Origin of the sequence: Pseudomonas sp. 7P_10.2_Bac1, assembly GCF_025465935.1 — a bacterium.
In the GTDB taxonomy this organism is placed as follows: domain Bacteria; phylum Pseudomonadota; class Gammaproteobacteria; order Pseudomonadales; family Pseudomonadaceae; genus Aquipseudomonas.
The window spans coordinates 1-24,907 of record NZ_JANLNV010000076.1; the positions used below are offsets into that span (position 1 = coordinate 1).

General features: G+C 57.0%; 23 protein-coding genes and 1 pseudogene. 17 read left to right on the forward strand and 7 right to left on the reverse strand.

The window, feature by feature from the left end; genetic code table 11:
* From NTD86_RS15730 to NTD86_RS15745, 4 genes are all read left to right on the forward strand, one after another.
* Positions 1 to 2,806: BapA/Bap/LapF family large adhesin (locus tag NTD86_RS15730; RefSeq protein WP_262203553.1), on the forward strand; the 2,806-nt coding region annotated here is incomplete at its 5' end.
* A 228-nt stretch (positions 2,807 to 3,034) separates the two neighbouring features.
* Complete coding sequence (locus tag NTD86_RS15735) at positions 3,035 to 4,444, forward strand: TolC family outer membrane protein (protein ID WP_262203555.1); 1,410 nt, start codon at positions 3,035 to 3,037, stop codon at positions 4,442 to 4,444.
* Complete coding sequence (locus NTD86_RS15740) at positions 4,441 to 6,636, forward strand: type I secretion system permease/ATPase (RefSeq protein WP_262203556.1); 2,196 nt, start codon at positions 4,441 to 4,443, stop codon at positions 6,634 to 6,636. The genes NTD86_RS15735 and NTD86_RS15740 overlap by 4 nt, the downstream gene beginning before the upstream one ends.
* Positions 6,637 to 6,678: 42 nt before the next feature.
* Positions 6,679 to 7,920: an HlyD family efflux transporter periplasmic adaptor subunit gene (locus tag NTD86_RS15745; protein ID WP_262203557.1), complete on the forward strand. Its 1,242-nt coding sequence runs from the start codon at positions 6,679 to 6,681 to the stop codon at positions 7,918 to 7,920.
* Between the two features lie 140 nt (positions 7,921 to 8,060).
* Here NTD86_RS15745 and NTD86_RS15750 read toward each other — a convergent pair whose 3' ends face one another.
* The 4 genes from NTD86_RS15750 to yaaA form a co-directional block, all read right to left on the reverse strand.
* Positions 8,061 to 8,261: a hypothetical protein gene (locus tag NTD86_RS15750; protein WP_262203559.1), complete on the reverse strand. Its 201-nt coding sequence runs from the start codon at positions 8,259 to 8,261 to the stop codon at positions 8,061 to 8,063.
* A 297-nt stretch (positions 8,262 to 8,558) separates the two neighbouring features.
* Positions 8,559 to 9,377 carry an SDR family oxidoreductase gene (locus tag NTD86_RS15755; RefSeq protein WP_262203560.1) on the reverse strand — a complete coding sequence of 273 codons (819 nt, stop codon included), beginning with the start codon at positions 9,375 to 9,377 and terminating at the stop codon, positions 8,559 to 8,561.
* A gap of 10 nt (positions 9,378 to 9,387) precedes the next feature.
* Positions 9,388 to 9,852, reverse strand: coding sequence for a multidrug transporter (locus NTD86_RS15760; RefSeq protein ID WP_262203562.1), 465 nt, complete (start codon positions 9,850 to 9,852; stop codon positions 9,388 to 9,390).
* 10 nt (positions 9,853 to 9,862) lie between these two features.
* The gene (gene yaaA / locus NTD86_RS15765; RefSeq protein WP_262203564.1) at positions 9,863 to 10,642 is read right to left on the reverse strand and encodes a peroxide stress protein YaaA; all 780 of its coding nucleotides are present in this window, start codon (positions 10,640 to 10,642) and stop codon (positions 9,863 to 9,865) included.
* 219 nt (positions 10,643 to 10,861) lie between these two features.
* Between yaaA and NTD86_RS15770 the strand changes: the two genes are divergently transcribed.
* Positions 10,862 to 11,989, forward strand: coding sequence for a polysaccharide deacetylase family protein (locus NTD86_RS15770; protein ID WP_262203566.1), 1,128 nt, complete (start codon positions 10,862 to 10,864; stop codon positions 11,987 to 11,989).
* A gap of 40 nt (positions 11,990 to 12,029) precedes the next feature.
* Here NTD86_RS15770 and NTD86_RS15775 read toward each other — a convergent pair whose 3' ends face one another.
* Positions 12,030 to 12,350: a hypothetical protein gene (locus tag NTD86_RS15775; protein WP_262203567.1), complete on the reverse strand. Its 321-nt coding sequence runs from the start codon at positions 12,348 to 12,350 to the stop codon at positions 12,030 to 12,032.
* Positions 12,351 to 12,829: 479 nt separating this feature from the next.
* On the opposite strand from NTD86_RS15775, the gene NTD86_RS15780 reads away from it, so the two are divergent.
* Positions 12,830 to 14,224 (forward strand): PhoH family protein, encoded by a 1,395-nt coding sequence (locus NTD86_RS15780; protein ID WP_262203569.1) that lies wholly within the window; start codon positions 12,830 to 12,832, stop codon positions 14,222 to 14,224.
* Between the two features lie 86 nt (positions 14,225 to 14,310).
* Positions 14,311 to 15,210 (forward strand): LysR family transcriptional regulator, encoded by a 900-nt coding sequence (locus NTD86_RS15785; RefSeq protein ID WP_262203571.1) that lies wholly within the window; start codon positions 14,311 to 14,313, stop codon positions 15,208 to 15,210.
* A 406-nt stretch (positions 15,211 to 15,616) separates the two neighbouring features.
* Here the strand turns inward: NTD86_RS15785 and NTD86_RS15790 are convergent, their stop codons facing one another.
* Positions 15,617 to 16,063 (reverse strand): DMT family transporter, encoded by a 447-nt coding sequence (locus NTD86_RS15790; protein ID WP_262203572.1) that lies wholly within the window; start codon positions 16,061 to 16,063, stop codon positions 15,617 to 15,619.
* A 163-nt stretch (positions 16,064 to 16,226) separates the two neighbouring features.
* On the opposite strand from NTD86_RS15790, the gene moaC reads away from it, so the two are divergent.
* The 10 genes and pseudogenes from moaC to NTD86_RS15840 all read left to right on the forward strand — a co-directional run bounded on the left by moaC (position 16,227) and on the right by NTD86_RS15840 (position 23,311).
* Positions 16,227 to 16,700 (forward strand): cyclic pyranopterin monophosphate synthase MoaC, encoded by a 474-nt coding sequence (gene moaC / locus NTD86_RS15795; RefSeq protein WP_262203573.1) that lies wholly within the window; start codon positions 16,227 to 16,229, stop codon positions 16,698 to 16,700.
* Positions 16,697 to 16,942, forward strand: a complete 246-nt coding sequence (moaD, locus tag NTD86_RS15800; RefSeq protein ID WP_262203574.1) for a molybdopterin converting factor subunit 1 — start codon at positions 16,697 to 16,699, stop codon at positions 16,940 to 16,942. The genes moaC and moaD overlap by 4 nt, the downstream gene beginning before the upstream one ends.
* Positions 16,943 to 16,945: 3 nt before the next feature.
* Positions 16,946 to 17,413: a molybdopterin synthase catalytic subunit MoaE gene (gene moaE, locus NTD86_RS15805; protein ID WP_262203576.1), complete on the forward strand. Its 468-nt coding sequence runs from the start codon at positions 16,946 to 16,948 to the stop codon at positions 17,411 to 17,413.
* Positions 17,414 to 17,570: 157 nt separating this feature from the next.
* On the forward strand, positions 17,571 to 19,619 hold the full coding sequence (locus NTD86_RS15810; RefSeq protein WP_262203578.1) for a type VI secretion system tip protein VgrG: 2,049 nt from the start codon (positions 17,571 to 17,573) through the stop codon (positions 19,617 to 19,619).
* Complete coding sequence (locus NTD86_RS15815) at positions 19,606 to 20,493, forward strand: DUF4123 domain-containing protein (protein ID WP_262203579.1); 888 nt, start codon at positions 19,606 to 19,608, stop codon at positions 20,491 to 20,493. Before NTD86_RS15810 ends, NTD86_RS15815 begins: the two co-directional genes overlap by 14 nt.
* A 52-nt stretch (positions 20,494 to 20,545) precedes the next feature.
* A pseudogene (locus NTD86_RS15820) lies at positions 20,546 to 20,809 on the forward strand (toxin VasX); the annotation flags it as partial.
* A 209-nt stretch (positions 20,810 to 21,018) separates the two neighbouring features.
* Positions 21,019 to 21,891: a hypothetical protein gene (locus NTD86_RS15825; protein ID WP_262203582.1), complete on the forward strand. Its 873-nt coding sequence runs from the start codon at positions 21,019 to 21,021 to the stop codon at positions 21,889 to 21,891.
* Positions 21,892 to 22,069: 178 nt separating this feature from the next.
* The gene (locus tag NTD86_RS15830; RefSeq protein WP_262203584.1) at positions 22,070 to 22,258 is read left to right on the forward strand and encodes a hypothetical protein; all 189 of its coding nucleotides are present in this window, start codon (positions 22,070 to 22,072) and stop codon (positions 22,256 to 22,258) included.
* Positions 22,259 to 22,376: 118 nt separating this feature from the next.
* Positions 22,377 to 22,979 (forward strand): hypothetical protein, encoded by a 603-nt coding sequence (locus NTD86_RS15835; protein WP_262203585.1) that lies wholly within the window; start codon positions 22,377 to 22,379, stop codon positions 22,977 to 22,979.
* Between the two features lie 35 nt (positions 22,980 to 23,014).
* Positions 23,015 to 23,311 carry a hypothetical protein gene (locus NTD86_RS15840; protein ID WP_262203587.1) on the forward strand — a complete coding sequence of 99 codons (297 nt, stop codon included), beginning with the start codon at positions 23,015 to 23,017 and terminating at the stop codon, positions 23,309 to 23,311.
* A gap of 75 nt (positions 23,312 to 23,386) precedes the next feature.
* Here NTD86_RS15840 and rhlB read toward each other — a convergent pair whose 3' ends face one another.
* Entirely contained in the window at positions 23,387 to 24,877 is a 1,491-nt protein-coding gene (gene rhlB / locus NTD86_RS15845) for an ATP-dependent RNA helicase RhlB (protein WP_262203588.1), read from the reverse strand.
* Positions 24,878 to 24,907: the final 30 nt, after the last annotated feature.

Here is a 24,907-nt window from a genome sequence, read left to right on the forward strand (position 1 = left end):
GGGCAGCATCGTCACCGTGAAAAATGCGGCAGGTGTGACCGTTGGTACCGGCACTGTAGGCGCTGATGGTTCGTTTACTGCGACCCTCAACCCTGCACAAAAAAATGGCGAGAGCCTCAACGTTACGCTGACCGACAAGGCCGGTAACGTGTCGGCAGCGGCGCCAGTGTTGGCGGGCGATACCACCGCACCGGCGGCGCCGACTGAGCTTAAAGTCGGTCTCGATGGCTTGACGCTCACAGGTAAAGGCGAAGCAGGCAGCACCGTCACCGTGAAAAATGCGGCCGGTGTGCAAATCGGTACCGGTCTTGTCGCAGCAGATGGCTCGTTTACAGCGGTGTTGATTGGGCCGCATAAAAACGGTGAAAACCTCACCGTTACCCTGACCGACAAGGCGGGCAACGTGTCGGCAGCGGCGCCAGTGTTGGCGGGCGACACCACGCCACCGGCTGCCCCGACCAACCTTGCGTTGAGCGCGGATGGTGTGACGTTCAGCGGTAAGGGCGAAGCGGGTAGCCAGGTGACCGTCAAAGACTACCTGGGGCAGACTATCGGTACAGGCACTGTCAATGCGCAGGGTAATTTCACGGTCACGCTGAACGCGCCACGCAGTACCGGTGAAACGCTCAACGTTACGCTCAAGGATGCCGCGCAGAACGAATCGTCGCCGGCAATCTATCTGGCGACTGATGCTGGCTTGCCGGGAACCTTGACGCCTAAAGCCTTCAACGATCTGGCAACGGCTGAGATAGTGATCAAACCGGTGACGAGCAACAAGCCGTTGAATGACATGACGGTCTATACGCTAGCCAGCGTAGGCGGAATTATCATTGCCGGTAACATCAAAGATATTCAGTTCTTTACTGTTGCCAGTGGTACGACCGGTACCTTGAACTTGAGTTCGGGTTCTGCTGACTTCCTGAAATTGCTGGGGGGCGGGGTCAAGGCGACGCTTGAGGTGAGTGACGGCAAGGGCGGATGGCTGCCGGTTCAGCAGGGTTCCCTGGGGGGCGGTTTACTCGATTTGCTAGGGATATTCGGGTCCAGTGGCAGCGGGAAAGTTACAGGCCTATCTGCTGGAAATTATCGCTTCACGTTCGAGCTTGATATGGCGTTGGTCAAGGTGTTGTCCAGTGCAACGGCCAAGTTGAGCGTTACCCAAGAAAGCCTGACCGATTTCACGGCCGACACTGGGCCAGCGGTTAAAGGTAACGTGATCACCGACCTGGGCTTTGATGGAAAAACCGACGTTACGGGCACGGCCGGGCCTGCGAAGGTTCAGGTGATGGTCGACGGCAAGCTTGTCGATGCGGACGTTCCGACCGGGGCTGGGACCGTGTTGCAGGGTCAATATGGTCAGCTGACGATCTTTGCCAACGGCAGTTACTCGTACGTGGCAAATGGCAATGCGGCCAATCTTGGCAAGGTTGATTCGTTTGAGTATCACCTGGTCAATGCGGCGGGCTCCTCAACAGCCACCTTGTATGTGCGCATTGATAGCGCAGACTCCGATTTCACGTGGAGCACGACCGACCCTTCGGCCCCCGGCATTATCGTTCCGGTTGCTAATGATGACGTGGGTTCTACAGCGATACGGTTGTCGCCTGAAGTCGGACCACAGGTTTCGGCTGGGGTGTTTACGTATGATCTGAAAGGCCTTGTCACTGGCACAGGATCCAATTCGGGTGCGGGCATCACGATTGCTGCCAATACCAAGGGCGATCTTGCAGTTTCTGCGACATTCTCATCGGGAGCGCAGGGGCTGGGTGGCACAACCTTGACCCTGGAAAAATTCATCAACGGGGCGTGGGCTGCAGTACCACAACAGAGCTTCTCAGCGATTTCCCATACCTTTAAAGACCTGGGTGAGGGCACTTATCGGGTAACTGCGTCGACCACTATCTTGCTCTCACTGGGCAGTAAAGTGTCCATCGACCAAAAACTTACGCCTACCTACCTGGACAAGTTTGTTGTGGGTACGGTCACCCCGGCCACCGGCAATGTGCTGTCCAGTACCTTGACCGGCCCCGACAAGCTGGGCTCGGCGCTGACCGTAATCAGTGTGCTGGACAAGGGTGTGTTCGTGAATGCCGGTGGCGAGGGCAAGGTGGTCGCGGGGGCATACGGAACGTTGACTCTGTTTGCCGATGGTAAATACACCTACACGCCGAATGCCGGCCTGACGGCGAGCAACGTGGGGCAGGTGGATCACTTCACCTACAAACTCACCTCGCCAACAGGCAACTCCGACACGGCTGAGTTGTATATCCGTCTTGACTCTCCAGACCGCGGGCTGGTCTGGGACGATGCCAACCCGGGCGCACCGGCCAAGACCGCCACATCGTTCGCCGCACTGGCCGTGGAGGAACATGTCGCCGCCGTCGACCATGTTGCTGATACACAGGAGCACGCTACGGGCGAGCACGGTGATCATGCAGTCGTTGCCGACACCGGCTTCACCCATCACGACAACGTCGCGGGGGCGGATGGGTTGCTGTGGGAAGGAGGGGATGCAGCTATCAACCTGACGGCGCTTATCGGCAAGGTCAGCGGGATCGACACGATCGACCTCAATCACGTCAGTGCAGTTGATCTGACATTGAGCCTCGAAGACCTGGTGTCCATCACCGGGCCAGAGGCCGATCGGTTAGTGATTCAGGGCGATGATCAGGACAGTGTTCACCTCACTGGCAATTGGTCATCGGGACTCACTCAAGTCGATAACGGTCTGGAATACGTGATCTACACTAGCCAGGAAGATCAGAACCATCAGCTGTGGATCCAGAATGGTATCAACGTGGTTTGATCGATGACGTTTTAGCCGGGCCGAAAGGCCCGGCTTTGTGTACTAACGGTATTGCGATGATGGATCGTTGCAGAAGCTGAGTAATGGTTCGTTGTTGTGGGCACACCTGAATCAGGGTGCCTGAGATACCCCAATGCTGTTTCGCTGAGTGGCCTGTACTGCAGGAGTAACACTCATCTGGGGGCTGGATTGAGGCAAAAAAGACGAAAACAACATCTGCCTGTTGTGATGTTGGCAGCTGCGCTGGTGCCGCTGTCAATTGAACCCATCATGGCAAAATCGTTTTACGATGATCCACAAAGCGTCAACATAATCAGCCCGAGTCAATTGGGCACGAATTTACCCGGTGGACCCATGGGCGTCAGTGCCCCGGTCCCGCCGGAGCGAGTGGTCCCGGCCACCCTGGACCTGACCGGCGCGGTGCAACGTGTCGTGGAATGGCACCCGGCAATTGCCGAAGCCATCGGCAGGCTTTATCAGCAAAATCAGAACGTGGTCATTGCCCGTTCCGGTTACTACCCGCAAATCAGCGGGGGCATACGTTCAGGCTACGACAGTGGCTTGAACGGCAGTGGCGAAAGCCAGGCTTTTACCTTGTCGATGTCACAAATGCTGTATGACTTCGGCAAGGTTTCCAGCACGGTGGACAGCGCGCTGGCCAGGGTCAGCGGCAGCCAGGCAGCGATCCTGCTGGCGGTCGACGACGTGACCCGGGACACCTCGTTTGCCGTGATTGAGCTACAACGCGCGCAAATCATGGTGGTGCTGGCCCGCGAGCAGGTTGAAGGCCTTTCGGCGATTGCCGAGCTGGCCAAAAAGCGCAGCGACATGGGCGCCAGCACGCGCTCTGATTTGATTCAGGCGCGGTCACGGGTCGAGGCGGCTGTGGCGACCCAGCTGCAATACACCGCGCAATTGAACCGTTGGCGCGGCTCCTTGGGCAGCTTGCTCGGCTCCCAGGTCCCTGTGAGCGTCACCAAGGGCTTTCCCGACAGTCTGGAACATTCCTGCCAGGGGGTGGTTCCCGATGAGGCCGTCACGCCATCGTTACTGATCGCCCAGTCGCAGCAGCTCGATGCAGTGGCGCAAATCGCCAATGCCAAGGCTGAAGCGCTGCCCACGCTGTCTCTGGACCCGGAGTTGACTCAGTACCTGGACAGCAACGACAACAATGTACAGAACGGCCGCGACCGGACGCGTTACGGGGTGTTCCTGAACGTCAAAATGCCGATCTATCAGGGCGGCGCCATCAACGCTCGCAAGGCTTCTGCCGAACAGGCCTTGCGCACAGCACAGTCGGCCAACGACGCGGCGCGCCTTGCCGTCCGCCAGGGTTTGCTTGAGGCCCGGGATCAGATCACAAGCCTCACCCAGCGCCTCTCAACCCTGGATTTTCGCGAACGCAGCATCTCTGAAACCCGCGATCTTTATCGCCAGCAGTACCTTGAACTGGGCACTCGACCGTTGCTGGATTTGCTCAATGCCGAGCAGGAAATCCACCAGGCACGCATGGACCGCGAGAACACCGCGGCCGATCTGCGGCGCCTGAAGATTGATTGCCTCTACAACACCGGCGGATTGCGCACAGCCTTCCACTTGGATAACAGCTCGATACAAGGCGTGGAGATCCGACCATGAACGATGCCGTGATGCTTGAGGCTGATACGCAAGGCACTGAACAGCCCGCCGAGGCACCGCTCAACCCATCGGCCACGCTGGATTATGAAGTCTGGCTGGAGGCGATCTTAATGGTCGCCCGGCACTACCGCCTGGAGTGCTCGGCACAAAGTGTGCGGCTAGCCGTGCAGTGGACCGAAGGCGTCGTCGTGGAAGATGTAATACGCCAAATGGCCCGTCAGGCGGGTTTGAGCAGCGTGATTGTGGACTTTACCTCCTCGACCCTGCTGCAACGGCAAATGCCGCTGGTGCTGCAGTTCGATGATGGCCAGGTGGGCGTGCTGCAAACCGTCGGTGATAACGATGACTTGGGCATCGCCTATAGCGGCGACGGCGGCCTGCAGAGCCGCATCACGCGTCAGGAGCTGGTCGAGCATGCACGCAAAACCCTGATTCTTCGCCCCCTGCGCGCGGTGCGCGATGCGCGGGTCGACGACTACATCAAGACCTACGATAAAGACTGGTTCACAAGCATCGTGCTGCGCGACTTGCGGCCGTACAGCTACGTCATGCTGGCGTCGTTGGTGACCAGTGTGCTGGGGTTGGCGGGGGTGCTGTTTTCGATGCAGGTCTACGACCGGGTGATTCCGGCCGAGTCGATGCCCACGCTGTATGTATTGTTCGGTGGCGTAGCGCTGGCACTGGTGTTTGATCTGATCATGCGCATGACCCGGGTGCGGATCACCGACATGCTTGGCAAGCGCGCCGACATGCGCGTGTCCGATCTGGTATTCGGGCACGCGATCCGTCTGCGCAACAGCGTGCGCCCGCGGTCTACCGGCTCGTTTATTTCGCAACTCAAGGAGCTGGAACAAGTACGGGATTTGATCACCTCCAGCACCGCGACAGCCTTGGCCGACTTACCATTCTTCCTGCTGTTTTTAGTGATCTTCTGGTTTATCGCCGGGCCTTTGGTGGCCATTCCTGTGGTGGCTCTGTTTTTCATGGTGGTGCCGGGCCTGTTGTCACAACGCAAGCTGGCCCGACTTGCGAATCTGTCGATGCGTGAAAGCTCGTTGCGCAGCGCCATGCTGGTCGAAACCGTTCAGGGGCTTGATGACGTTAAATCGCTGCAGGCCGAGCAGCGTTTTCAACAGCAGTGGAACCAGTACAACGCCAGTTGTGCCGATGCCAACTTGAAACTGCGCATGCTGACCAACTCCTTGATGTCGTGGAGTAACACCGTGCAGGGCTCGGTGTTTGCCGTGGTGGTGGTCTTCGGCGCACCCATGGTGATGGCCAGCGACATGACCACCGGCAGCCTGGTGGCTGCATCGATCCTGTCCTCGCGCATGATGGCGCCGATGGCCCAGCTCACTCAGATACTGACTCGGTGGCAGCAGGCCAAAGTGGCGCTGCAAAGCCTGAACCGCATCATGGAATTGCCCGTGGACCATGCCGAAGGCAGCAAACGTGTGCATTTGCCCGTGGTGCGCGGGGATTATGTACTCAACCAGGCGGCGTTCCAGTACGCCGATGACTCGCCAGCCCCCGCGCTGGTAGTGGCCGATTTGAAGATCCGCCCGGGTGAGCGCATTGCTGTGTTGGGGCGCAATGGCGCGGGCAAGTCGACCTTGCTTCAGGCATTGGCCGGGATGATGGATTTGCAGGCAGGTAGCATCAGCCTGGACGGCGTGGCGCTGGGGCAGATAGACCCGGCTGACGTGCGGCGGGACGTTGGGCTGCTGACCCAAAACTCGCGGCTGTTCCACGGCACTCTGCGCGACAACCTGATCATGGGCGCGCCGCACGCCAGCGACGCAGAAATCCTCCAGGCCCTGACACTGACTGGAGCGGCGGAGTTTGTCGCCAAGTTTGCCAGCGGCATGGACCATCTGATTCTCGAGGGCGGCCTGGGGCTTTCCGGGGGGCAGCGGCAGGCGCTGCTGCTGTCGCGACTGATGATTCGCCAGCCGCATATCGTGCTGCTGGACGAACCCACGGCCTCGTTGGATGAAGCGAGCGAGCGCCACCTGATCAACAACCTCAACCAGTGGGCGGCCCATCGCACGTTGGTCATCGCCACCCACCGCATGAGTGTGCTGAGCCTGGTGAACCGGATCATCGTCGTGGACAACGGCCGGATTGTGGTGGATGACACCAAAGAAAACGCCATCGCGCGGCTTTCAAAACCCCAAAAGGCGACGCAATGAACATGACGCCCACACAGCTGGCTGGGCTTGAGGACTTCGTGCATGAACAACGATAACGCGTCGCCGGGAACTGAACGGCATAAAAAGATCCCGTTGCTGGCTCCTGAAGATGAGAGCACTCAGCCGTATCACGATGGGGTCGACGATCACACCGTGGTGCGCTCGACACGGGTGGTCGGGTATGTGTGCCTGATGCTGCTCGCGTTTGGTGTCTGGGCCTACCTGTTTGAAGTGGATGAGGTTTCCAACGGGACCGGCAAAGTCATTCCGACGTCCCGTGAGCAGATTATCCAGTCGCTGGAAGGCGGGATCGTGACCGAGCTGAATGTGAGTGAGGGCGATATCGTCAAGAGCGGGCAGGTTTTGGCCAGGCTCGACCCGACCAAAACCGAGTCCAACTTCGATGAAAGTGCCGCCAAATACCGAGCGGCGCTGGCCAGCGTGGTGCGCCTGCAGGCAGAGGTGAACAACAAGCCGCTGGAGTTTCCCGCTGAGTTGCAGGGCTATCCGGCGTTGATTCGTGCAGAGACCGATTTGTACACCACGCGGCGCAAGGGGCTGGATGAGTCGTTGGCCGGGGTGCGCTCGTCATTGGCGCTGGTGCGCAGTGAGCTGGAAATTACCGAAAACCTGGCCAAGGTCGGGGCTGCCAGTAACGTAGAAGTGCTGCGTCTCAAGCGGCAAAAGGCGGAGCTGGAGTTGAAACTGACCCAGGCGCGTTCGGACTACATGGTGCATGCGGGGGAGGAGTTGGCCAAGGCCAACGCTGATGTCGAGACACTGTCGTCGGTGATGCGCGGTCGCTCCGATTCGGTCACCCGCCTGACCCTGCGCTCGCCGGTGCGCGGGATCGTCAAGGGCATTGAAGTCACCACCATTGGCGGGGTTATCCCGCCCAATGGTCGACTGATGCAGATCGTGCCGCTGGATGAGCAACTGCTGATCGAAGCGCGGGTCTCGCCGCGTGACATCGCCTTTATCCACCCCGATCAAGCTGCCAAAGTCAAAATCACCGCCTACGACTACGCCATCTACGGCGGAATGGACGGCAAAGTCGTGACCATCTCCCCTGACACCATTCAGGACGAGGTCAAGCCGGAGGTGTTCTATTACCGCGTGTTTATCCGCACGGATGCCGACGTATTGAGAAACAAGGCCGGGAAAACCTTCTCGATTGTGCCTGGGATGATCGCCTCGGTAGACATCAAGACCGGGCGCAAAACCGTACTCGACTACTTGATCAAGCCAATGAATCGGGCGCGAGAGGCGTTACGGGAGCGCTAGGCGATGGCTGACCCACGGGTGCCCCAGTGTTCCGGGGCATTCCTGGATCAACTTCAAAAAAACTTTTAAATAAGTAATACGTTTAGCGCATGTAAAGAGTATTAATGAGTTAATGCTAAAGTATTAGTCCTATTTAAATATCAGGCATGGGTTGACGAATCTAGTTTTTCCCGGGTGCCCGGCATGTTAATAGTTTTGTTTTCATGTTGGTTAAGATGGTCTCTTATTAGCTTTCTGATGACTTGAGAGATAGTGAGGTCTGTTTCTTCAGACAGAATCTCCAGCTTTTGCTTGGTCGAAGAATCAATAAGAATGGTGAGACGCGTTGTTTTATCAGGCATTTTCTGACTCCTTGTATCGTGCGCGGTATCGACTGCCGCGTGCAGCAATATGAAAACTGACCGGGACTTAACATAGTCCATTGGCGATGTAATATCACCTCTGAAATGTCGATTCCAACCATTTTGTTTTCTTGAATTGCTCGTCAATGAAGAACTTGGCGGTCATTTGCCAAACGGCTCGCGAAGAGGCAAGTGTACTGTTTTATTGACTGTTTGATATTAGGTCTAAAGTGCGCCGAGGACCCATAGGGCTTCATACTCTTTGGGTATAAGCCCTATGAATATTAGGGATGACGGTCAGCGCTTCAAGCCAAACCGCCTCATGAGAATTTTTTGCAAAAGCCCGCTCGGCACCAGTGCGGCGAGTAGCGGCATGGCCCGGCTGCCATTGCCGTAGCGCAACAGGTGGGGTGGTTTTGGGCGGGTTACGGCGTTGAGCACTGCCGTGGCAAACGCCGTGGCGGGGGTGGGGTTGTCTTGCGAGGCCTTGGCCCGTGCGCGAATGCCTTCACGCATCGGCCACCATGGTGAGTCTTCGCGGATCAAGTGCTCGGCCTGATCGCTGGCATTTTTCGCAAACTGGGTGTCGGTGGCGCCAGGCTGTACTTCCAGCACGCGGATACCGAACGGTGCCAACTCCATGCGCAAGGCGTCGCTCAGCCCGTGAACCGCCGCCTTAGACGCGCAATACGCTCCCGCAAACGGGGTTACCAGCACGCCGGACACGCTGCCGATGTTCACCACCAGCCCTTGCTTGCGACGCAGTTCGACAAACATTGCGCGGGTGACGCCGACCACTGAAAACACATTGGTTTCAAATTGCTGCTGCAGACCTTCAACGCCACCGTCTAGCAGCGGGCCCATGGCGCCGTAACCCGCGTTGTTGATCAGCACATCCAGACCATCGGTTTCGTTGGCCAGACGTCCGGCCAGGAGCGCCAGTGCAGCCTGATCATTGACGTCCAGTTGCACGGCGTTGAATCCGGCGGCGGTCAGAGAGGCCACGTCTTGTGGTTTGCGAGCGCTGGCCCAGACCTCATGGCCAGCGGCCTTGAACGCATCGGCCATGGTGCGGCCGATACCGCTGGAGCACCCGGTAATCAAAACACGAAGCATCGAAAAATCCTTAATTGGCGAAACTGCCTTGCAGGCGCTCAGCGCGAAACTCCAGGTTTTGCGCGCGATAGCCACTGCGCAGCGGTGGCATAGGCAAACAGTCGTGCCATGATGCGCCCGCCTGTAGCTCGCCAGGGCCACGATAACGAGGGGCCGTGTACTGGTTGTCCGCGAGGTTGACGGTGTCGCCCGGTGCATAGGCTGCAATCCGCCAGGCCAGCTCGGTCAGCGGCACGTCATTGTGATTGCTCAGCGTTAACTGCAGCGGGCGGTCTGCGGGGCATTGTGTCGGGTCGTAGACGATCCGCAGATCCAGCCGCGCCAATTGGTCAGCCTCGCGGTTGTCCTGCCAGGCGACGAATGCGGCCACAAGCGCCAGCCCGATCACCGCCGCCAACGACACCGGCAAGGCTTTGCGCGGGTAGCGCAATAACAGGACGAGCCAGGCAATGATCAGTAAAACACCGACAAACATGGCTAGGCCTCTACTCGGGAGCTTCGTCGCGCAAGAAAACCAGCAGATCGGGCTTGGACTGTTCAGCGCTGTAACGGTAGCCCTGAACGTCAAACTGCTTGAGATCGGCCGGGTTGTTAATGCGTTCCTTGATCACAAAACGGCTCATCATGCCGCGCGCTTTTTTAGCGTAGAAGCTGATGATTTTGTGCTGACCGTTTTTCAGGTCCTTGAATTCAGTATTGATGATGCGAGCATTCAGGGCTGACTTTTTAACTGCCGAAAAGTACTCATTGGAGGCCAGGTTCAGCAACACGTCATCGCCTTGCTCTGCCAGCGCCTCATTCAGCCATTCGCTGATACGGGTGCCCCAGAACGCGTACAAATCCTTGCCACGGGCATTGGCCAGCTTGGTGCCCATTTCGAGGCGGTACGGTTGCATCAGGTCCAGCGGGCGCAGCAGGCCGTAAAGCCCGGAGAGCATGCGTAGGTGCGTTTGAGCATAGTCGAAGTCTGCTTCGCTGAAGTCCACTGCATTCAGGCCGGTGTACACGTCACCTTTAAAGGCCAGCAATGCCTGTTTGGCGTTCTCGGGGGTGAAATGTGGCGTCCAGCTGCCGAAACGTGCAGCGTTAAGGCCCGAAAGCTTGTCGGACAAGTGCATCAGTTCGCCAATGTGTTGAGGGCTGAGCGTGCGCAGTTGTTCGATCAATTCCTGAGAATGATCCAGGTGTTGCGGCAAAGTGAAACGCGCAGTCGCTGGCGGCGTCTCGTAGTCGAGGGTTTTTGCGGGTGAAATCACCATCAGCATGAAGTCGTCTCCTGTAAGCGTCTGGTGGATTCTAGGGGGTTGGACGGTTTGACTCCACCTATGGTGGTGATAGGTCCTGGAAAAGATGGCGTTTGTAGTCGCTGACAAGGCACGTAGGCTGCGATAGGTGGCAGATCAAAAGATCGCGAGGCAAGCTCGCTCCTACGGGGGGTGGGTTAGCGGTTATAGTGCAGGCAGTTTTTATACGGAGATGGCTCTTTGCGTATTGCTCTTTTTGTGTCGGCTTGGCTGGTGTGTCTGGGGGCAGTGGCGGCGCCCAATGATCCGGCGACGCTGGACCGCAGCAGTTGGCCGGAACAGTTGAGCAGCCCAGCCTTGTTTGATGTCGCCTCGCGCGCTGAAATCCTCACGTTTGCCCATGCCTTGCTGGTCAGCGAGGGCCTGGACGAGAACGGTCTCAAGGAGCGCCTGGGCCTCAAGATCATCAACATGGAGGCGATTGATAACTTGCGCCAGCGCCTGTGGCAACGTCTGCTGGCCAATTACAACTTCGCCCAGCAAAGCTGTGATCAAGACGCTTCGTTCTGTTACTACGTCGAGGACATGAGCAGTCTGCGTGAACAAGCCGGCAAGTTCGAAGTAGCCGATGATTCCTTCTATGTGAAATGGGCCGAACCCAGTGCCAGGTTTCACCGGCGCTATCTGGATGAGCAATTGCGCCTGGCGGCCCTGTCTGCGCAGATCAGTAGCGAAGTTCAGTTACTGGGGGATCAGGAGTTCAATGGCCAGGACATGCATGACCGACTGTTCATGCTGACGTTCAACAGCGGCCCGACGGTCATCAGTGGCACCACCGACTGGCTCGTTGACTACCTGCGTAAACAGTCCATAAGCGCGACCTTTTTTGTCTTGGGCAACAATCTGCAAACGCGACTCGACAAAAGCTCCGAGCAGGCACTCAAGGCACTGTACAAAGGGCAGTGTGTCGGTGTGCAGGGGTGGGAGTATCGCTCGCACAGTCATTGGCAACATTGGCAAGACTCTGTACTGCGCAGTACTGCGCTGGTGAAGCAGGTCTTGGGGCAAAACTATGTCCCGCTGTTCCGTCCTCCCTACGGCCAGCGTCGGGCTGACAGCGGGGCGTTTTTCAATTCGCAGGGTTTGCAGGTGGCCTTGTGGAACATTGATTCGCAGGATCTGACAAGCAGCTTGACCGCCGAACAATCGGCACATCGCGTATTAACCCTGATGCTGCTCTGGCGCCACGGAGTGATTGCCTTTCATGACACTCAAGACAAAGTGCGCAGTGCAGTGCCCTGGCTCTTGAAAGCGACTGCGCAAAGCGGTTTGGGTTGGGAAGATTGTGAGACGTCTGGTTTGCCATAACCAAAGCGCCCGATGGGGGGTGGGCGCTTTGGAGCGGCGCTTACAAGAGACGCAGGGCCAGGTCGGCCCCTACGCGCAGATATTCCACTTGAGCTACGACCGCATCCTTGACGATGGCTTCACCGGTATCGGTCAGCTTGGCTTTTTTCGCATCCATCACCGAGAGCTGCAACAGTTGCATGGCGACGTCCATGGCTTTCTGGAACGCAGTGATGTTGTTGTGTTGGCCAAACTCGTTGATGACGGCAGCCATGCGCTCGTCGGCGTTGTCGCGAAGCTGGCGGTATTCCGTTACAGACACGCTGCCGTCCTGGTAAATCTCGATCAGCATCTGTTCCAGGGTTTTGGAAATTGGGGTCATACGGATTCCTTTGACATAAACATAAGTGGGCGCAGGTCTTAAATAGCCAGTGCGCTACCAAGCTTAGTGCTGCCAAAGCGAAGGGCAGGTAGGTGCCATCCCTACGATTTGTAAGAGGTATCCGGCCTTTTGGGGGGAGATTTCAAGGTGAGGTGTTTGACGTCTGAATGATGGAAATGGCTGATCAAAAAGCCTGTCGGCGTGCCAGGTAATTTCTGAGCCTAGTAGCAATTTGGCGTCTCGCCAAGGCTATTCGTCAGTCCGAAAAATAAAGCCGCCAAATTGAAGAAATTCTTTTTTTTGTCACACGATTTGGAGTATTACGAAGACAGACCGCCGAAACCTGCCACACAGGTGGCGTCTTCCAAGACCCATCGGGCAGGGCATTCATCTGACAGAAAAGATGAGTTCGGCAGTCACTTCGAGGCGCAGCACTGTTGAGGTATTGCGTCGAATGGCTCCCACAAAGGTGACCGAGTATGGATGATCACGGACGCACTCCTTCTTCCAACCAGCCAATCCTTTATGTACTCGATACCAATGTTCTGATTCACGATCCCAATGCATTGCTCAACTTCGAGGAACACCACGTCGCCATCCCGATGACGGTGCTTGAAGAACTCGACAAACTCAAAACCGGCAAGCAATTGGTGGCCGCCGAGTGCCGCCAGGCCATTCGTTTGATTGATCAGACCCTGGGTGCGGCATCGCCTGAAGATGTAGAAAAGGGCGTGCCGATCCAGCGCGGCAAAAGTGGCCCCAAGGGCTTTCTGTCCATCCTGATGAACCGGCGCAAAGAGCCCAATGCGCTGCTCCCTGAAAACCTCAACGACAACATCATCATCAACCAACTGATTGATCTGCATGCCCGCGACCCTGGCTTGCACGTGGTGCTGGTGACCAAAGACATCAACATGCGGCTCAAGGCGCGGGCCTGTGGGGTTGAGTCTGAGGACTACAGCACTGACCAACTGGTTGATGACGTGTCGATGCTGTCTCGCGGCTATCACACCATGACCGGTTCGTTCTGGGACCGCGTAAGCAAGGTCGAAACCCGTCAAGGGCATGGCCGCACCTGGCATCAGGTGCAAATGAACGAAAACCTGCCGGCGGTGCACATCAACGAATTCATCATTGATGAGCAGGGGTTTGTGGGCTGGATCAAAGAGGTGCGTAAGGACCACCTGCTGATCCTCGACATGCACCAGGAACCGCTGCTTCATCAGGAAGCCTGGGGTTTGAAACCGCGGGACATTTACCAGGGCCTGGCGCTGTTCGCCTTGCTCGACCCGGATATTCATCTGGTCAACCTGTCGGGTGCGGCGGGCTCGGGCAAAACCATTCTGGCGCTGGCCGCTGCCATTGAACAAACCATGGTCAGCAAACGCTATCGACGGATTATCTGTACCCGCAGCGTGCAAGGCCTGGACCAGGAAATCGGCTTCTTGCCGGGGACCGAGGCCGAGAAGATGGAGCCCTGGCTGGGCGCTATCACCGATAACCTCGAAGCGTTGCATATGGATGACGAGAGCACCCACGGCAGCGTGGATTACATCCTCAGCAAAGTGCCTTTGCAGTTCAAATCGCTGAACTACATCCGGGGGCGTAGTTTCCAGCAAAGCCTGATCCTGATTGACGAGTGCCAGAACCTGACGCCACACCAGATGAAAACCATCATCACCCGTGCCGGTGCAGGTTCCAAAGTGGTGTGCCTGGGCAACCTGGCGCAGATCGATACCCCTTATCTGTCGGCCACCAGCTCGGGCCTGACCTACCTGACGGAGCGTTTCAAAGATTTCCCCAACGGCGTGCACATCGCCCTGCAAGGCGTACCTCGTTCTATCCTGGCCGAGTACGCGGAGTCGCATCTCTAACACTTCTGACATAACCTTGATCCGGGCGGCCTAGAGCCGCCCGATTTCGTTTTGGCGCCAGCCATGTTTAATCAGGAGCTGCCAGGGTGTTACTGCGCAATATCGATTTGAATCTGCTGGTGGTGCTTGATGCGCTGCTCACGGAAAAGCATGTAACCCGCACCGGTGTGCGTTTGCACTTGAGCCAGCCGGCCATCAGTCATTCGCTGAGCAAGCTTCGAGTGTTGCTCAATGACCCGCTGCTGATTCGGCAGGGCAACGAAGTGGTGCTCAGTACGCTGGCGCAAAACCTTCAGGCGCCGCTCAAGGTGATTCTGGGGCAGATCGAAACCTTGCTCGGTCAGTCGGTCGACTTTGTGCCGGGGGAATCGCAACGCACATTTCGTGTGGCGATGTCCGATTACGGCGCGGCCATCGTGCTGCCCAAGTTGGTGGAACAATTACGCGAACTGGCGCCTGGCATCTCGCTGGTGGTGGTCCAGGACAGCCGCCTGGGCATGCTTGAGCAGCTTGAACACGGCAAGATCGACCTGGCGCTGGGTGTTTTCGCTACGCTGCCCGAGTTCCTGTGCAGCGAGGTGCTGTTCGAAGAAACCTTTACCTGCCTACTCAACCGCAACGTCTTGCCCGAGAATGGCGTGCTGGACCTCGATACTTATCTGCAACACCCCCACGTGCTGGTGTCGATGGACGGCAACACCCAGGGCGAAGTCGACAACGTGTTGCGCGCCCAGGGCTTGCAACGCCATGTGGCGGTCAACGTGCCACATTGGAGTGCTGCCCCAAGCATGATTGGCGACACGGACCTGATCCTGACGGTTGCCACCCGCACCCTGGACAGCCTGCCATTGGCCGCTTCACTGATCAGATTGCCGCCGCCGTTGAACGTGGCACCGTTTAACTACGTGCAAGTCTGGCATCAGCGTTTCAGTGACGATCCGGGGCATCGCTGGCTGCGCGACGTGTTACGTCAGGTTTCACTGTAGGAGTTGCCGCCCCGTCTTTGACGCCGTGCTGTCGCGTAGCAAACAGGACCGCAAGTATCTTCAGCCTCCCCCAATCGGTTCCCTCTCCTTCGGGAGAGGGCTAGGGTGAGGGGGCTCTTGATTTTTTGTACATATCCATTGCTGCGGTAAAGGCCACTTAGGGTTCCGGCCTTAAGCCGTGCCACTTTGAAAAGCGCAAAGTGGCCAAACGCTTGTTGGGCCGTGTCGCGGCCAACCCGGCGTTCTGCTGGGTGCACTACTGCGCAAAACCTGCGCTCGGCCGGCGTGGTTTAACGGGGCCTCTTAGATCAAGATCAAAAGATCGCGAGGCAAGCTCGCTCCTACAGGGCCTTAACAATCAATGACTTATTTTGTGTTTGATAAGAGCGAGCTTGCCTACCCATAATCAGCCGCGCGAAGCGATCAAAAATCCGGCCAGCACCACACTTACGCCCAACAATTTTTGCAGGCTGGGAGTGTTTTTTGGCAGCCCGAGCAAGCCGAAGTAATCAATCGCCAGCGAGATAATCAACTGGCCCACCACCACCGCCATGATGAAGTTGAGCGCGCCCAGGCGCGGCACAGTCATCAGTGCCACGGTGATGTAAAACACTCCGGCCAGGCCGCCAAGCCACATCCACCAAGGGCCGTCCAGCAGTGCGCCAAGATTGGGGCGGGGCACTTTGACCAGCAGTATCACCACGGCGATTGCGGCGCCGCTGACCATCAGGGAAATGACCGTGGCCCAGAATGGGTGACCGAGTACGATTCCGAGTCGGGCGTTGCTGCCGGCTTGCATCGGCACGGCGGCGCCGGCCAGTAAACTCAAGGCAATGGCTATAAAAAATGGCATGGAGGTGTCCTCTCTGAACGATGTGCACGTTGTATGTGCAAACACGGCCGAGGGCCAATTCGATGTTCGGATGCGCGGTATTCGTGAGGTCGATGGCCGTCGCACACATGGGCAAATCAGCACCTCGGGCTTACACTTGCAGCTCTTGTCTGGAGAACTCCCTGTGCTGACTCATTTAGATGCCCAAGGCCGCGCCAATATGGTCGATGTCACCGACAAAGCGGTGACGTTCCGTGAGGCGACGGCACAAGCCGTGGTACGCATGCGTGCTGAAACCCTGGACATGATCGTCAACGGAGGCCATCCCAAGGGCGACGTGTTTGCCGTGGCGCGGATTGCCGGTATTCAGGCGGCGAAAAAAACCTCGGATTTAATCCCGCTGTGCCATCCGCTGATGCTCACCAGCGTCAAAGTCGACATCAGCGCGCAAGGCGCTGACGCGGTGTTGATCGTTGCGCGGTGCAAGCTGTCCGGGCAGACCGGTGTCGAGATGGAAGCTCTGACCGCAGCCAGCGTTGCGGCCCTGACCATTTACGACATGTGCAAGGCGGTCGACCGTGGGATGACCATCGAGAACGTGCGCGTGCTGGAAAAGCTCGGCGGCAAGAGTGGCCACTTTCAGGCAGACGCGTCATGACACTCACCGTTCATTTCTTCGCCCGCTACCGCGAAGCGCTGGGGCTGGACCGTGAATGGGTCGATGGCGAATTCGCGACCGTTGCGCAACTGCGTGAGTCTTTGCTGCAACGCGGCGGGGCTTGGCAGGTGCTGGCCGAGTCCAATCTGATGTGTGCGCGCAATGAAGATCTGTGCAAGCTCGATGAGCCTCTGGCGGACGGCGACACTGTGGCATTTTTTCCGCCTGTGACGGGAGGTTGAACCATGGCCGTTCGGGTACAAGCGGCAGCCTTTGATCCCGGCGCCGAGGTTAACGCACTGCATGCGGCCAATCTGGGAGTGGGCGCGGTAGTGAGTTTTGTCGGCTACGTGCGCGACTTCAACGACGGGCGTGAAGTGGCCGGGATGTTTCTGGAGCATTACCCCGGCATGACCGAAAAGGCCCTGACTAAAATCGTGGTCGAGGCGCAACAGCGCTGGCCGTTGTTGAGCCTTGAAGTGTTGCATCGGGTTGGGGCGCTGGAGCCGGGTGAGCCTATTGTCTTTGTCGGCGTGGCCAGTGCTCATCGACAGGCGGCCTTTGATGCTTGCGCTTTTGTGATGGACTACCTGAAAACCCGCGCGCCTTTCTGGAAGAAAGAACAGACCGCCGAGGGCCCGCGTTGGGTCGAAGGGCGGGCCAGCGACGACGCCGCCGCCGAGCGCTGGCAGCGCTCACTCCCCGAATTGTAGGAACGGCCGAAGTGCGAAGGCTGTGATTTTTTCTGAGACAAAAAGATCGCAGCCCGTACGCAGCGTGATTTCTTTTATTTCTTTCGGAAGTCTCCTACAGCGTCGAGTTCTATTCATCCGTTAGCGTTCCCGGCTTTATGTCGGGGAGGATTCACGGATGGCCATATCAGCCCGTAACAACCGTTTTAACCTGAAAATCAATGGCGCATACCATGACCTTCAGGTGCTGGCATTTACGGGCGATGAAGCCATCAGCGCGCCTTACACGTTCGCACTCGAGCTGGTCAGCGATCGCTCAGACCTGGACCTCGATGCACTGCTGCAACAACCTGCCTTTCTGGCGTTTGATGGGCAAGGCCAGGGCATCCACGGGCATATTTCCAGTATCGGCCGCAGTCAGTCAGGTGCGCGACTGACTCACTATCGCCTGACTCTGGAGCCGCGGCTTGCCAATCTGGCTTATCGCACCAACCAGCGTATTTTCCAGCACCTGACGGTGCAGCAGATCATCGAGACCCTGCTTGAAGAACACGGCATTCTCGGCGATGCCTACACCTTCCAATCCTTTTCGTCTTACATGCCACGTGAATACTGCGTGCAATACGGCGAGTCCGATTTGCACTTTATTCAGCGCCTGTGTTGCGAAGAAGGGTTTCACTACCACTTTCAACATTCACCTGACAGCCATCATCTGGTTTTCGGCGACAAACAGCAGGCGTTTACCTCACTCAACCCTCCCACCCCCTACGTGCAGGGCAAGGGCCTGGTGGCCTCGGAGCCGTCCATCGAGCACTTTGAGCTGCGCCTGCAAGCCTGCACCAATCGTACCGTTCGCCGTGATTACGACTTTCAGCAAGCCAGCCGTGTGCTGGAGGCTGGCAGCAGCCCTGAGCTCACCGAACGCGCACTCGAAAACTACATCTTCCCTGGCCGTTTCACCGAGCAGGCCTATGGCCAACAGCAAAGCCAGCGCACACTTGAGCACCACCAGACCGGCTATCGCCAGGCCAAGGGCAGCAGTAATCAGCCGGCCCTGTGCACAGGGCACTTCCTGACGATGAGCCAGCACAGCAATGCGGCGTTCAACAGCGGTTGGTTGCTGACAGCCATTCACCATCACGGCAAACAACCGCAAGTACTGGAGGAGCTGGGCAGCACCTCACAACCGGTCGATGGGGACGATTTTACCCAAGGCTACCGCAACACCTTTCATGCAACACCGCAAGAAGTCACCTACCGTCCGCAAGCGGTCTTCGCCAAACCTCGGCTTCTGGGCAGCCAGACCGCTCGCGTTACCGGGCCTGTGGGGGAGGAAATCCATTGCGATGAGTACGGCCGAGTCCGGGTTAAATTCCACTGGGACCGCAGTGCTGTTGACGATGATCAAAGCAGTTGCTGGCTGCGCGTCTCGTCCAGTTGGGCGGGGGACAGCCACGGCGCCGTCACCATCCCCCGAGTGGGCATGGAAGTGCTGGTGGGCTATCTGAATGGCGATCCGGACCAACCCATCATCAATGGCTGCCTGGCCAACAGCCTTAATCCGACCCCGCTTGCACTGCCCGCCAACAAAACCCAAAGCGTATTACGCAGCCGCAGCACCCCAGGCGGCAGCGGCTACAACGAACTGCGTATCGAAGACCGCAAAGGCCAGGAACACATCTACCTCCACGCCCAGCGCGACCTGCAACAACACATCAAAAACGACAGCCGCCTGCAGGTTGAGGGTAAACGCGAAGAAACCATCACCGGCAACAGCGTCTCGATCGTTAAGGCAGAAGAACACCGCAGCGTCAGCCTGGATCGCAAGGTCCAGGTCAACGCCAACGACCACCTGGCCGTTGCCGTCAGCAGTCACACCCTGGTAGGCGGCGCGCTGGTGGCCGAGGCAGGAATGCAAGTCCACATCAAGGCGGGTGCGCGGGTAATCCTCCAGGCCGGCGCCAACATCACCCTGATGGCGAGCGGGCAGCACGTATTGATCGGTGCAGCGGGCATCTACGCCAGTTGCCCGATATTGCTGGGTGGGTTACCGGTGCCGGGCATGCCGGCGGTGCCGTTGTTGCCGGGGGAGGTGGCGCAATTGCAGAGCGTATCGATAGCCCCCTCAACTCAAATGCAGGCTTTGATCGAGGGCAACCCCTCTTGCCCTCAATGCGAAGCCCTTGCGCAAAATAGCTATCAGGAAAGCGCTAATGCTGACGTTTGAAACACTGCCCAAGCACCTGCCCTGGCAGCGCCATGCTTATTTAGTGCTTGACGGAGTGAGCGTGAAGAACCTGCTGGCCCAAGCCTATGAGTGGTTTGGTACGCCGGATCTGCAACTGTTGTATGCCAACACGCCATTGGCACCTTGCAACGAACTATCACCGTGCCTGATTACGCTCAACGGGCCGAATACCCCTGGCCTCAGTCATTACTTCGCCCATGCCGTTGAGGAATGGGGTTATTTGATTTTCAGCGAGGCGAGTTCCTTCGACGTCATCACTCACTTGCGCTTATTGCTCAATGCTCACTACCAGCCGCAAGGCCAAAAAGTGTGGCTGAGGGTGGCCGATCCGGCCGTGATGCAAGCCGTAATGAGCCATGCGGCAGGTACGCAAAAACCTGAAGTATTCGGCCCGATTGACCAAGTGGTTCTGCCGGATGTGATCCACAACACTTGGCAACATCACATCCGCCCTGGCGACATACCGCGTCCATTACCTGCGCAACCGTATGCCTTGTGCGAGGCTCAACAAGCCATGCTCGACGAAGTGCGTTTTCGCAGCACTCTCAAGGTGTTGGAAAAGCATGTGCGGGAAAAATTTCCAGGCTATGGAGCGCAATGGTCGAGCGATGTGCGCTGGCGGTGGGTGCGTGAGCGTGCTGACAAAGCTTACGCCTGCGGGTTCACCAGCAACCAGGACATTTGTCTCTACACCAATGTGTTCTTGTTACTGGGTGATTACGCGCTAGAGCAGCACTCTGACATCGCCGCTTTGATTAACGAAACCTCAACGCTTACGCCTTCACAGCGCATCGAGAAAGCTGCCGAACTGGCGTACTTGCGTAGTGTGGTTTTTGAGGGGAGTCGAGTATGAACAACCCAAACCACATCGATCTGAGCCGTAGTGACGCTAAGTCCGCCCTGGGTGTATGCCCGTTACGCAAAGCCAAGGTGCAACTGCTGCCGCTGAGTTGGCGATGCCTTACCCGCTTGCGTCGCGCCCGCTGGGCATACGTCTGTTGCGTGACGGCTGGTTGTACGTGATTAATAACAGCAGCGGTTATTTGCACGAATACCGCGTTCAACACGGTGAAATCACCCAATTTGTATGGCAGGGCGCTGAGATCAATCAGGACCAGCGTCAAGGCATGGACAGCCCACAAATGCTCAAAAATGATCGGCAGTCGTGACGAGCGCGATCATTTCATGCAAGTCGTCGACTTGAGCGCAGCTGACTGCGTCAAGGAGGGGGCAGCATTTACTCACCGCTGTACAAGCCAAGCAATGGCTGGCCGAAGTGTCCGAGACATCTTCAAGCGAAGTATCAAGCGAGGGCATGCACTCACAAGAAACCCAGGACTAAGGGTGGGAAGATCAGCCGCTGTTTAAAAAGACCCACATGGCAGCGGTCAAACGGCAAATGCTCGCGGCCTATGAACACGACCCTATGTATTTGGTGTTTAACGACACATTAGGCGTTATGCGAGATCTGGCTCAGGAACAAGACACGGTCGTGGGCTGGATTGATGAGTGGGTAGCCAACGAGAAACAGGAACTCAAATACCTGATGGGCAGTTACATCGAAACCCTGATGGTGCTTAACGACCAAAGCGCGCCGAGTGCAGGTGTCAGCGCCAAACTGTTTGAGAAAACCACAGAGCAGCAACGTGAGGCCATCTACGACTACTTGAATGCGCGGAATACGGCCCGAGGCGTGCCACTGAATAAAATGCCTGCTGTGGATTCACCAGACCAAGAATTCGGGGCAGAGAAACGCGCTGCGCAACAGCTGGCCAAAGACAAGCAACAGGTCATGCACGCTACTCTTGGTGAGCCGCTTTATAAAGAATTAGAAGACGACATCGAAGCCCTGCAGGACCACGGCGACGCAGCACTGCAAGGTCGAGGCCTAGGCTCACGGGGTATTCATGATCTGGTGCGGCATCAGGAAATGACCGCCTACCTTGAAGCTGAGCGGGTGCATATCAAACGCTGGACTGAGCGTCTGGATCGCATCACGCAAGATCGCACTCAGTTGTTTGCCACTGGCAATCTCCATCGCAGCCTGTGGTACTTCGACCCCCAACGTGAAGAGCAACTGCAGGCTGCGCTGGTAGCTGAGTACAACTGCGTACGCGACCTGTGCCGAACCGATGAAAGCCTGCAAGCGGTGGGTGAGTATTTGCATGTGCACCCCTATTACATCTTGCCTGCGTTTGGCAGTCGTCTGGACTGGACGTTCAGCAATTCAGCATCCGCATCGCGAACCTGAACGTATTGCTGAAAAGCCAAGACACTTAGAAGCACAACGCCAGCGTATCTCGCCGGGACAGTAATCGCCGCTATCGATGTCGGCGAGGTGGTGATTAATAGTTTTCGTTTTATAGAAAATAATCCCCTCACCTTGCAACTTAAGTTGCCACTCTGAGTGGTGTGGCACTCAGTCAATAATGCTGATGCGTATTTCGGTGCAGCCAGAGCTTGCAGTTAGTCCACTCAAGTTTGAAGATTTATTCCTGCACTACCGTATTCCTTTGGATGTGGGGAATATTAATCTACCGATCAAAGGTGTGGAGGGTATTGCACTTATTGGCAGTATGGATGGGTATGAATTGAAGTCGGAAAATTTTAATGAGTGATCCCAAGTACAACCGACTACCTCATGCCGGAGATTTTGAGATTGAAAGCGGCACGTAGGCATTTTATCTAGCGCCCAGACCTTTACCTACGGGAATGGCCGCCTTTAGCGGGCAACGGATGCACCGCGAGTTTAATGACGTTTTTTTGGATTTTGCACATAGTGTAAGCGGTTTGGAATTTGCAGTAAGGGCATCTGTAGGTTCGCATGCGTTTTTGATGATTTTTTTCTTTATGGTCTCTGGAATTGCTGCGTGGGGACGCCGCCATAAAGAAGATTTTTTTGAAGGTTGGTGGCCTTTTTTAACGACATGGCCAATTTGGGGGGTTATTGGTTGTTTCGTATTAATAAGTTTTTGTTTTTTATATAAAAGCATTCACCAAATAACCTCCGTCCCGCCTGTCCGCTTTATTCGCCAACGTCGGGAAGTAGCCTACGTTCGCCAACAAGGTGAACCCCCATTAATCGTCCTATGGGAAGAAGTCATTGCCTGCGTCACGGTTGGAACAACCGTTAATCCATACGCCGTTACGCACAGTTATTCACTGATGATAGGGCTGCGCGACAGTACCAGTGGCGAGGTTGTGTGGTTGACCCTTAACGTTGGCCATTTAAGTTTGGCGGTCAGCGAATGGGAGGCGTTGCGGGTCTATATGGAGGAGGGGCCACTGGCCTTGCCGGAGCCATTGTTAGTGACGAAGAGTTCCAGGAGGGCTCCGTAGCGTACTTTCATATGTGCCGGGGTGTGTATCGGGAAATGCATTCGTGGCCGGTCTATGCCTTTGGTTTTTTAACCATTCAATTCTGTAGCGGCTGGACTTTACCGTGCCGGTTTTCGGAGTGGATTTATACCCGACCGAAAGCTGCTTTCCCTGACTCTATCCGCGAATGGTCAAAACCCTTGCCTGCCGAGCAACATGCCAAGCCCAGTGCCGAGTTACTGCAACAAAGCGCCGAACTTTGTCAGGCTTTGAAGAAAGGTCAGAGTTTGTTTGATTACTACAAAGTTAAATTCGCGGAGAGAGAAACCACTGTTGAGTCTGACGCTCAATAAAGCGGTAGGAGCGAGCTTGCCTCGCGATCTTTTGATCTTTCAAAGATCGCGCAAACTCGCTCCAAGGCAGGTGTCTTAAACCGTCTCAGCCGGGTCAAACGGCTTGCGCAGCGCTTTCACCACCGGCCGCAGCAATTCAGTCGGCGGTGTTTCGCAACTGATTTTGCGGCCCAGCTTTTCTTCGATGGACGGCAACTGGTACGAGTCGTCTTCACCGGCGAAGCTGATGGAGACACCCGCCGCGCCCGCCCGGCCGGTCCGGCCAATACGGTGGACGTAGTCGTCCGGCACTTCGGGTAGGGTGAAGTTGATGACGTGGCTGATACCGTCGATGTGGATGCCGCGACCTGCGACGTCGGTGGCAACCAGTACGCGTATCTTGCCTTCGCGGAAGCCTTCGAGGGTTTTGATGCGTTTGTGCTGGGGGACGTCGCCCGACAGTTGGGCAGCGTTGATGCCGTCTCGCACTAGGCGCTCTTCAATACGCCGCACTTCATCCTTGCGGTTGGCGAAGACGATGACGCGTTCCCAGCCGTTATCGTTCACCAGGTTGAACAACAATTTGTATTTGTCTGCACCCGCCACCGCATAAACGTGCTGTTCAACTAATTCATTGGCGACGTTTTGCGCTTCGATTTCAACGATCGCAGGGTCGGTGGTCCATTGTTTGGCCAGGTTCATCACGTCTTCGGTGAAGGTCGCGGAGAACAGCAAGGTCTGACGTTCGGATTTCGGCGGGGTATGACGAATGATCTGGCGCACTTGAGGGATGAAGCCCATGTCGAGCATGCGATCAGCTTCGTCCAGGACCATCACTTCAACCATGTCCAAATGCACTTCGCCGCGCTGGTTGAAGTCCAGCAGACGGCCCGGTGTTGCTACCAGAATGTCGCAGTGACGGGCTTCCAGTTGCTTGAGCTGTTTGTCAAAGTCCATACCGCCCACGAAACTCATGACGTTGAGGTTCGTGTATTTGGTCAAGTCAGCGGCATCTTTAGCGATTTGCACAACCAGTTCGCGGGTTGGCGCGATGATGAGTGCGCGTGGCTCACCCATGTAACGCTCTTTGGGCGGCGGGGTTTGCGTCAACTGGCTGATGATCGAGATCAGGAACGCGGCGGTTTTGCCGGTGCCGGTCTGGGCGCGGCCAATGGCATCGCGGCCACTGAGGGTGTAACCCAGGACTTGCGCCTGAATCGGCGTGCAGTATGGGAAGCCCAGGTCCTGGATGGCGTGCATCAGTTCAGGGGCGAGCTTGAAGTCGTGGAAGCGAGTTTTGCCTTCTTGGGGCTCAACCACGAAGTCTTCGAGTTTCCACGGAATTACAACAGGCTTTGGCGCCGGTGCGCGCCGCGGTTTGGCGGCTTTGGGTTTTTCTGCGCGCGCAGGTTCAGGTGCAGGCGTGGCGGCGGGAGTGGACACCGCGGCTTTGGCAGGTGCAGAACGCCCAGGCTGTAGCGCGTCGGTTCGCGGGCTGGGGCTGCTAGGGGGTGTCGAGGACGCTGGCGCGAGCGGCTCAGCCTCGCTTTTGCCGAATATTTTTTTAAGTGCTTTGAGCACGGTCATCTCATCAGTTGGTTAAGGAATGTACGCCGG

Coding starts and splice junctions, on each gene's coding strand:
- NTD86_RS15790 (WP_262203572.1), bottom strand. CDS start 16,063: ATGCCATTTTTTATAGCCATTGCCTTGAGTTTACTGGCCGGCGCCGCC.
- NTD86_RS15830 (WP_262203584.1), top strand. CDS start 22,070: ATGCTGATGCGTATTTCGGTGCAGCCAGAGCTTGCAGTTAGTCCACTC.
- NTD86_RS15815 (WP_262203579.1), top strand. CDS start 19,606: ATGCTGACGTTTGAAACACTGCCCAAGCACCTGCCCTGGCAGCGCCAT.
- NTD86_RS15760 (WP_262203562.1), bottom strand. CDS start 9,852: ATGTTTGTCGGTGTTTTACTGATCATTGCCTGGCTCGTCCTGTTATTG.
- yaaA (WP_262203564.1), bottom strand. CDS start 10,642: ATGCTGATGGTGATTTCACCCGCAAAAACCCTCGACTACGAGACGCCG.
- moaD (WP_262203574.1), top strand. CDS start 16,697: ATGACACTCACCGTTCATTTCTTCGCCCGCTACCGCGAAGCGCTGGGG.
- NTD86_RS15740 (WP_262203556.1), top strand. CDS start 4,441: ATGAACGATGCCGTGATGCTTGAGGCTGATACGCAAGGCACTGAACAG.
- NTD86_RS15745 (WP_262203557.1), top strand. CDS start 6,679: ATGAACAACGATAACGCGTCGCCGGGAACTGAACGGCATAAAAAGATC.
- rhlB (WP_262203588.1), bottom strand. CDS start 24,877: ATGACCGTGCTCAAAGCACTTAAAAAAATATTCGGCAAAAGCGAGGCT.
- NTD86_RS15735 (WP_262203555.1), top strand. CDS start 3,035: ATGTTGGCAGCTGCGCTGGTGCCGCTGTCAATTGAACCCATCATGGCA.
- NTD86_RS15750 (WP_262203559.1), bottom strand. CDS start 8,261: ATGCCTGATAAAACAACGCGTCTCACCATTCTTATTGATTCTTCGACC.
- NTD86_RS15755 (WP_262203560.1), bottom strand. CDS start 9,377: ATGCTTCGTGTTTTGATTACCGGGTGCTCCAGCGGTATCGGCCGCACC.
- moaE (WP_262203576.1), top strand. CDS start 16,946: ATGGCCGTTCGGGTACAAGCGGCAGCCTTTGATCCCGGCGCCGAGGTT.
- NTD86_RS15825 (WP_262203582.1), top strand. CDS start 21,019: ATGGCAGCGGTCAAACGGCAAATGCTCGCGGCCTATGAACACGACCCT.
- NTD86_RS15780 (WP_262203569.1), top strand. CDS start 12,830: ATGGATGATCACGGACGCACTCCTTCTTCCAACCAGCCAATCCTTTAT.
- NTD86_RS15775 (WP_262203567.1), bottom strand. CDS start 12,350: ATGACCCCAATTTCCAAAACCCTGGAACAGATGCTGATCGAGATTTAC.
- NTD86_RS15810 (WP_262203578.1), top strand. CDS start 17,571: ATGGCCATATCAGCCCGTAACAACCGTTTTAACCTGAAAATCAATGGC.
- NTD86_RS15840 (WP_262203587.1), top strand. CDS start 23,015: ATGCATTCGTGGCCGGTCTATGCCTTTGGTTTTTTAACCATTCAATTC.
- NTD86_RS15835 (WP_262203585.1), top strand. CDS start 22,377: ATGCACCGCGAGTTTAATGACGTTTTTTTGGATTTTGCACATAGTGTA.